Origin of the sequence: Oceanobacillus sp. AG, from assembly GCF_009746545.1 — a bacterium.
Lineage (GTDB): Bacteria > Bacillota > Bacilli > Bacillales > Amphibacillaceae > Oceanobacillus > Oceanobacillus indicireducens.
This window is the reverse complement of record NZ_WOWT01000059.1, coordinates 1-5685: the sequence shown is the minus strand read 5'-3', so window position 1 is coordinate 5685 and position 5685 is coordinate 1. Positions and strand designations below refer to the sequence as shown.

General features: G+C 40.0%; 8 protein-coding genes. All 8 read right to left on the bottom strand.

The annotated features are described in order from the left end of the window. Positions 1-318: 318 nt before the first annotated feature. From GN217_RS18340 to spoIIIAA, 8 genes are read right to left on the bottom strand one after another with little or no spacing between them, the layout of a single operon-like run. The gene (locus GN217_RS18340; protein ID WP_156858084.1) at positions 319-867 is read right to left on the bottom strand and encodes a SpoIIIAH-like family protein; all 549 of its coding nucleotides are present in this window, start codon (positions 865-867) and stop codon (positions 319-321) included. 11 nt (positions 868-878) lie between these two features. Beyond that, entirely contained in the window at positions 879-1499 is a 621-nt protein-coding gene (gene spoIIIAG / locus GN217_RS18335; RefSeq protein ID WP_156858081.1) for a stage III sporulation protein AG, read from the bottom strand. After that, positions 1496-2110: a stage III sporulation protein AF gene (spoIIIAF, locus tag GN217_RS18330; protein ID WP_156858080.1), complete on the bottom strand. Its 615-nt coding sequence runs from the start codon at positions 2108-2110 to the stop codon at positions 1496-1498. The genes spoIIIAG and spoIIIAF overlap by 4 nt, the downstream gene beginning before the upstream one ends. Before the next feature lie 10 nt (positions 2111-2120). Then, positions 2121-3299: a stage III sporulation protein AE gene (spoIIIAE, locus tag GN217_RS18325; RefSeq protein WP_156858079.1), complete on the bottom strand. Its 1179-nt coding sequence runs from the start codon at positions 3297-3299 to the stop codon at positions 2121-2123. An 11-nt stretch (positions 3300-3310) separates the two neighbouring features. Continuing rightward, on the bottom strand, positions 3311-3703 hold the full coding sequence (gene spoIIIAD, locus GN217_RS18320) for a stage III sporulation protein AD (protein ID WP_156858078.1): 393 nt from the start codon (positions 3701-3703) through the stop codon (positions 3311-3313). Positions 3704-3737: 34 nt separating this feature from the next. Next, complete coding sequence (gene spoIIIAC, locus GN217_RS18315; protein ID WP_156858077.1) at positions 3738-3938, bottom strand: stage III sporulation protein AC; 201 nt, start codon at positions 3936-3938, stop codon at positions 3738-3740. A gap of 18 nt (positions 3939-3956) precedes the next feature. Beyond that, positions 3957-4469 (bottom strand): stage III sporulation protein SpoIIIAB, encoded by a 513-nt coding sequence (gene spoIIIAB / locus GN217_RS18310; protein WP_156858083.1) that lies wholly within the window; start codon positions 4467-4469, stop codon positions 3957-3959. Further along, on the bottom strand, positions 4469-5392 hold the full coding sequence (gene spoIIIAA / locus GN217_RS18305) for a stage III sporulation protein AA (protein ID WP_232334502.1): 924 nt from the start codon (positions 5390-5392) through the stop codon (positions 4469-4471). The genes spoIIIAB and spoIIIAA overlap by 1 nt, the downstream gene beginning before the upstream one ends. Between the last annotated feature and the right edge of the window lie 293 nt (positions 5393-5685).

Here is a 5685-nt window from a genome sequence, read left to right as displayed (position 1 = left end):
TTTCTTTTTAAAATAATCCTTTAGACCAGTTCAGTTGCCCGGCGGACGGTGACTCCTACGGGAATAGCACGAGTCCGAAGACCCCGCAGGAAGCGGTTTTCTTCCGAGGAGGCTGAGGCCGTGCCCGGCCGTGCCCGTGGAAAGCATCCGTCCGCCGGGCAACTGAACGGTAATTAGAACGCCAATAAAATGAATGCTCAAAATACTTACGCTGAATGAAAGTGTTTGGTAAGTTCCTGTTGGTTGTTAGGGATACAGCAAGAAATCCAGACGTTGGGGCGTCTGGATTGGGTGGGTCGTTTTTGGTTTTGGGAATGATTAGTAATTGACTTCGACTGGAATATCACGGTCGAATTCGTCTCTTACCATTTGCATAATCCGCAAGGCTTCTTCATCGGATAATTCATCTGCTCGGACATGTACATGAACCTTTTCGCCAGCAGTGTTTCTCACTAACACATCTTCATATCCGGCTTCAGCAAGTATTGATTCCTCGAGAATTTCTTCCTTCATCTCCACTGTCTCTATTTCATCAATTCCTTCTAATGCATTATTTTTTTCTTCGATACTTGCTGAACCAGAAGCTACGATCGACTCAAGGCGGGATCTTTCCCTGCTCCGGTCATCTTGCACCTTCATACGAATCGTTGTAAATAATTCATCCTCAGCAACATTTGTAATATCGGTAACCTCTGCTTCAGCCAATTCTTCTGAAGTGGAATCTGTTTCAGCTACGTCTTCTTTTAATTCATCTTCTTGATTAATAAAGGCTAGGTCACCTTCATTCGGCGACATAATATAATACACACTCAACACAATTAATAAACTTAACATCGTCAACAACCAAACCGTCTGTTTTTTTAACATCATTCTCCTCCTTAGTCTTTAGGCATAACAGAAATTCGATGGGAAGGAACATCCAGGACACTGGAAATTGCTTCGATGATCCAACTTTTTACACTCGGTTGTTCTGCACCCTTTGCTACAACAAATACTCCTCTTACTTCCGGCCGTTTCGTTTGAACAAGGAGCGGCTTTTCCGTATCTCCTTGACGTACTAAAACGACTTGCGTATCTTCTGTATGATCCTCTACTTGTCTTGTACCACCACTTTGGTCTTCCTCATTAGTCGTTTGCGCTCCTGATATTAAGTTACGCTCGTACACTTTGACATCGGAGGAATCGAGATTAACCATCACTTCTGCTTCAGAAACTCCTTGAATCTTATTAAGCATTGTTTCTAAATCTTGTTGGTACCCATTTGCAAGTTGTTCCATATCTGCTACTGCCTCCGATGATGTTTCCCCCGACTCTGCTTGCTGTTCTGTTATTTCAGGTTCGTAATGAAATTCTGTTTCTTCCGGGTCGTCTTTTTGGAATAAATTACTGATGAGCAGCAGCAGCACACCGATTAAACCAAGAATAATAAAGTATTTTGGCCGTAGTGGCTTTTTCTGTCCTGACTCTGCAGAAAATATTTTATCAATAAATCGTTTCAAGATGCCCCCCCTTCCCAGTAAACAGTAATTTTTTTATCTTGCAGCTCCCAGCGATCCCTCAGTAGTTCGACAATAGGTTCGTCCGCTTCTTCCAGTTCTTGGTCTTCTTCCGCGTTGATTACTATTTTCTCGACTGGTTTTATTTGTCCCTCCCTAGCCGTCGATTTTTCCAGATAGACAATTACTTCATCTAGTCCTTCATACGTTTTCTCTGCTTCATCTGCAAAGACAAAGCTAATGTCTGTTATGCGGGCATCGTATTCTGTCTGTAATGCTTCGTCTGTAAGGGATGTGAGTTGGACAGCCATTTCTTCTAAAATATATGCATCATGAGTCGATTCTATTTCACTTTTTTGCAATTCAATGGAATCTTGAACTTCCTCCATTTCACCTCCTGTATCAAAAATGCTTCGGTACGTATCAGCAACAGCTTGCTCGAAGTCCAAATTAAACAAGGAAAATATCGGTGATAGTAAAATGAGAATTAAAATGAGACCTAAGACAAGTTTGATATATTTTCCCATTGATAAATTAGGGATGAGTAAATCAATAATCGTTGCTACCAATATAAAGATAATAATTTGTGTAATCCAATTCGTTAACATTTCCATTCCAATCACACTACCTTAAGAGAAGGGTTAGATTACTTGCCGCAACAATCAAAACGATCGCAAGCAGAAACATAAACGAAACTGCTAACAAACAAGCTAAAACATAGAGTATATAAGTGCTTAACGCCTGTAATGTCGTAATGATCGGTCCTTTCCCAAGCGGTTCTAGAACAGCAGCGGCCACTCTGTAAATAAATGCGATAACTAAGATTTTTATAGCAGGAAACAGACAAATTAATAAAATAATTAGCAACCCAACAATTCCCAAGGAATTTTTAAGTAATAATGTAGCGGTTAATATCGTGTCTGCTGCATCTGTGAACGTTCTTCCAATTACCGGAATGAAGTTCCCTGTAATGAATTTAGCTGTCCGCATGGCGACACCGTCTTGAACAGCACTCGCTGCCCCTTGCACAGACATAACTCCAAGGAAGACGGTCAGCAAGACCCCGAGACTGCTTACTGTGATAGACCGAAGTAAATTCGCCAGATTTGTAACTTTATAGTTTTCTGAAATGCTGCTAATAATGATAAGCAATGCTGCGAAGGATAATAATGGTAAAGCGAAAAATGAAATAAATACACCCGTGAAATGAATGAGAAATATAATTATCGGATGAAAGAAAGATACAGCAAATACATTTCCAAATGTCGCCATTAATCCCAGAATGAGCGGTAGCAAGCCGATCATAAAACTGCTCATCGTATCAATTGTTTGTTTTGCGTAAGTGATTACCGTATAGAAACTTGATAAGGCAATGAAAATCAGGACGAGAAAGACAATGAAATAAGCAATTTTACTAACAGTGCTTTTTTCAAATGCGGCATGCATCGTCTGCAGAATGATAGAAAAAATGGTAAGCAGCAACAGACTGCCTAATAATTTTCCGTTATAAATCAATTCATGGAACAAAAAATCAAGAAGTCCGAGTGCGATTTCTTTAAATGAAAGACTGTCCAAATTTTTCACAATATCGATGAAAGATGTCCGTTCTGCATTAGGAATATAACCGCCATATTCACTGGCAAGCGTTTCCCAATAATCCTCAACTGCATCCAAGGATATTTCTTCAAGTAATTGTTCATTCAGCTCAAAATTTTCTTGCCTATCTCCTTCTGCTTGTACCGGGATTCCGATCCAGAAGCTGCATAAGAATACAAATAAGATGAAACCCGTTTTTCTACTCATATGATTGCTCCTTAAACTGTTGGAAGGAAACTAACGATTGCTTCAATAACGGAGGTAATAATTGGAATGGCGAGCAGTAAAATAAATATTTTTCCGGCGAGTTCGATATTTTTTGCAACCGACTGTAAACCGGCATCTTGTGTCATACTCGCCCCCAGTTCTGCAATATAAGCAATCCCGATTATTTTTAAAATCGTTTCTAGATACAATCCAGGAACATTTGCTTGATCTCCCAACGATTGGATTACTTGGAATATTAAGCGGATTTGCCCGATGACACTTGCGAATATCATGATGCCAACAACAATAACAATGAAAAAGGCAAAGGTCGGATTCACATCTTTTAATAGGATGAAAAGAATGCTTGCAATAATGGAAACAATAACAATTTGTAATATATCCATATTTTATCTCCTAAGGATTTATTACTTGTCCTTTTTAAAACAGGAATACCGATTTAATCTGATTAAATAAATCACGCAGTCCATTAATGACGATATAAAGAACGATAATAAATCCGATTAAAGTAGCGAATTGGGCAATTTCTTCCTTTCCCATCTGCTTTAATATCGTATGGATAAGCGCTACAATAATGCCTATGCCTGCGATTTGGAAAAGAACAGATACATCGGTGAGCATGGTCATACCCCTTTCTCGCTATAAAAGCAATAACACGATAAATATTCCTGTTAAGACGCCTAAGCTTCTCGCTAAGTTACTATATTTATAAGATTCATCCCGCGCTTCTTCCAATTCCCGGTCCAAATGGGTTAAAGCAAGCCGGATTTGTTTCTGCTGCTGAATGAAATCGTGCTGGCCTAGTGAATTTCCGAATTGTTTCAGAACTTCAATTTCATTTTTCTTTAAACTCGTCATCTTTCTCAATTCTTCCGTTTTTTCATTCCAGATGACATTGAAGTCGATTTCCTGTTTAAGCATTGCTTCACTGAGTGACTGAAAAAAATGACTGATCGGATGTGGTAACTGGCGGGAAATCGTTTGGAATGCGAGTTGTAAAGGGGTTTGACTGTACGTGATTTCTGCTTCAAGCAATTGTAGAGCGCTTTCTAACTGCCTGATATGCTGCGGACGTTTCTCAAAGCGAATGCTGAAGTATAAACCTATACAAGTAGTCGCAATAACAAGTATGATTGCTCCTAACCATTTCATCACAAGCCATCTCCAAATGATTGAATGCGCTCGCCCGCTTCGTCAAACACTCGAATTTTTTGTCTTTCGGATCTGCGCTCCCCTAAAACGACAAACCGCTTAAATGTGCGCGTCTCGATGAGTTCACGGACAAGGGGCCGTTTCCTTAAATCTTCCAGCGATTGGCCATGGATCGAGCAAACAACAGTTACTCCAGAGTGGATCGCTTCGTTTAAAGCGTTGATGTCGTTACTTCCACCAATCTCATCAACGACTAGCACTTCTGGAGACATCGATCGGATCATCATCATCATTCCTTCAGCTTTTGGACAGCCATCCATTACATCTGTCCTGCTTCCTAAATCATGCTGAGGAATCCCTTGAATTGCTGCTCCAATTTCAGAGCGTTCATCAATCACGGCAACTTTTCTGCCTGATTTATCTTTCCATCCGCTAGATGCAAGCCGGGTGATATCACGAATTAAGGTTGTTTTTCCAGACTGGGGCGGGCCAATTATTAATGTGTTTTCGTACGATTTGGTGTAGAGTACAGGCATAAGTGATTCGGCCACCCCTAATTTCTGTCGTGCAATACGGATATTGAAGAAAGAAATATGTTGTATTGCTTTTACTGATCCTTCCCGTGTATTCACCTTTCCCGCGATACCAACTCGATGACCGCCTTCTATCGTAATAAAGCCCTCGCGCAATTCATTTTCCATACGATACAAGGAAAATTCACTTAATTGATTTAGCAAAAAAACACCCGTCCTCTTGTCAGGGACAATTGTTGTTATCCATTCCACTTGATCTTCAAAAATCAGTTCTACTGGTTGATAAAGACGGCAGCGTATCTCTTCCAGCCTGTCCCAGCGCTTGCCAACTTTTAAAGCAATATGACTCTTCATTTCTGGTGGGAAAATCCGTAAAATCTCTTCCATCATAATCTCCTACTCCTCTTCTATTGCATTCGAGACTATATAGAAAATGTATGAATCATAAAACAAAATATGATTACATACAAAAAAACAGGGCTACATCCTGTGGAATGCTACCCTGTTTTCTTACCTTCTTATATAAAGTGAAACTTCATTCAGTGGGGAATTCCCTCCCCCACTGAAACAATCATGGCTACGCTTTGCGTATCCACAAACTATAATGAAAATAAATCCTAAGCCCAATCAGAGTATTACTCATGCAAATTATGGGAATTGATATAACAACAATACGACCAGGC

Excerpts from the sequence above, each read along its gene's own strand:
- GN217_RS18340 (WP_156858084.1), bottom strand. The coding sequence starts at position 867 with ATGTTAAAAAAACAGACGGTTTGGTTGTTGACGATGTTAAGTTTATTA.
- spoIIIAF (WP_156858080.1), bottom strand. The coding sequence starts at position 2,110 with ATGGAAATGTTAACGAATTGGATTACACAAATTATTATCTTTATATTG.
- spoIIIAE (WP_156858079.1), bottom strand. The coding sequence starts at position 3,299 with ATGAGTAGAAAAACGGGTTTCATCTTATTTGTATTCTTATGCAGCTTC.
- spoIIIAD (WP_156858078.1), bottom strand. The coding sequence starts at position 3,703 with ATGGATATATTACAAATTGTTATTGTTTCCATTATTGCAAGCATTCTT.
- spoIIIAC (WP_156858077.1), bottom strand. The coding sequence starts at position 3,938 with ATGCTCACCGATGTATCTGTTCTTTTCCAAATCGCAGGCATAGGCATT.
- spoIIIAB (WP_156858083.1), bottom strand. The coding sequence starts at position 4,469 with ATGAAATGGTTAGGAGCAATCATACTTGTTATTGCGACTACTTGTATA.
- spoIIIAA (WP_232334502.1), bottom strand. The coding sequence starts at position 5,392 with ATGATGGAAGAGATTTTACGGATTTTCCCACCAGAAATGAAGAGTCAT.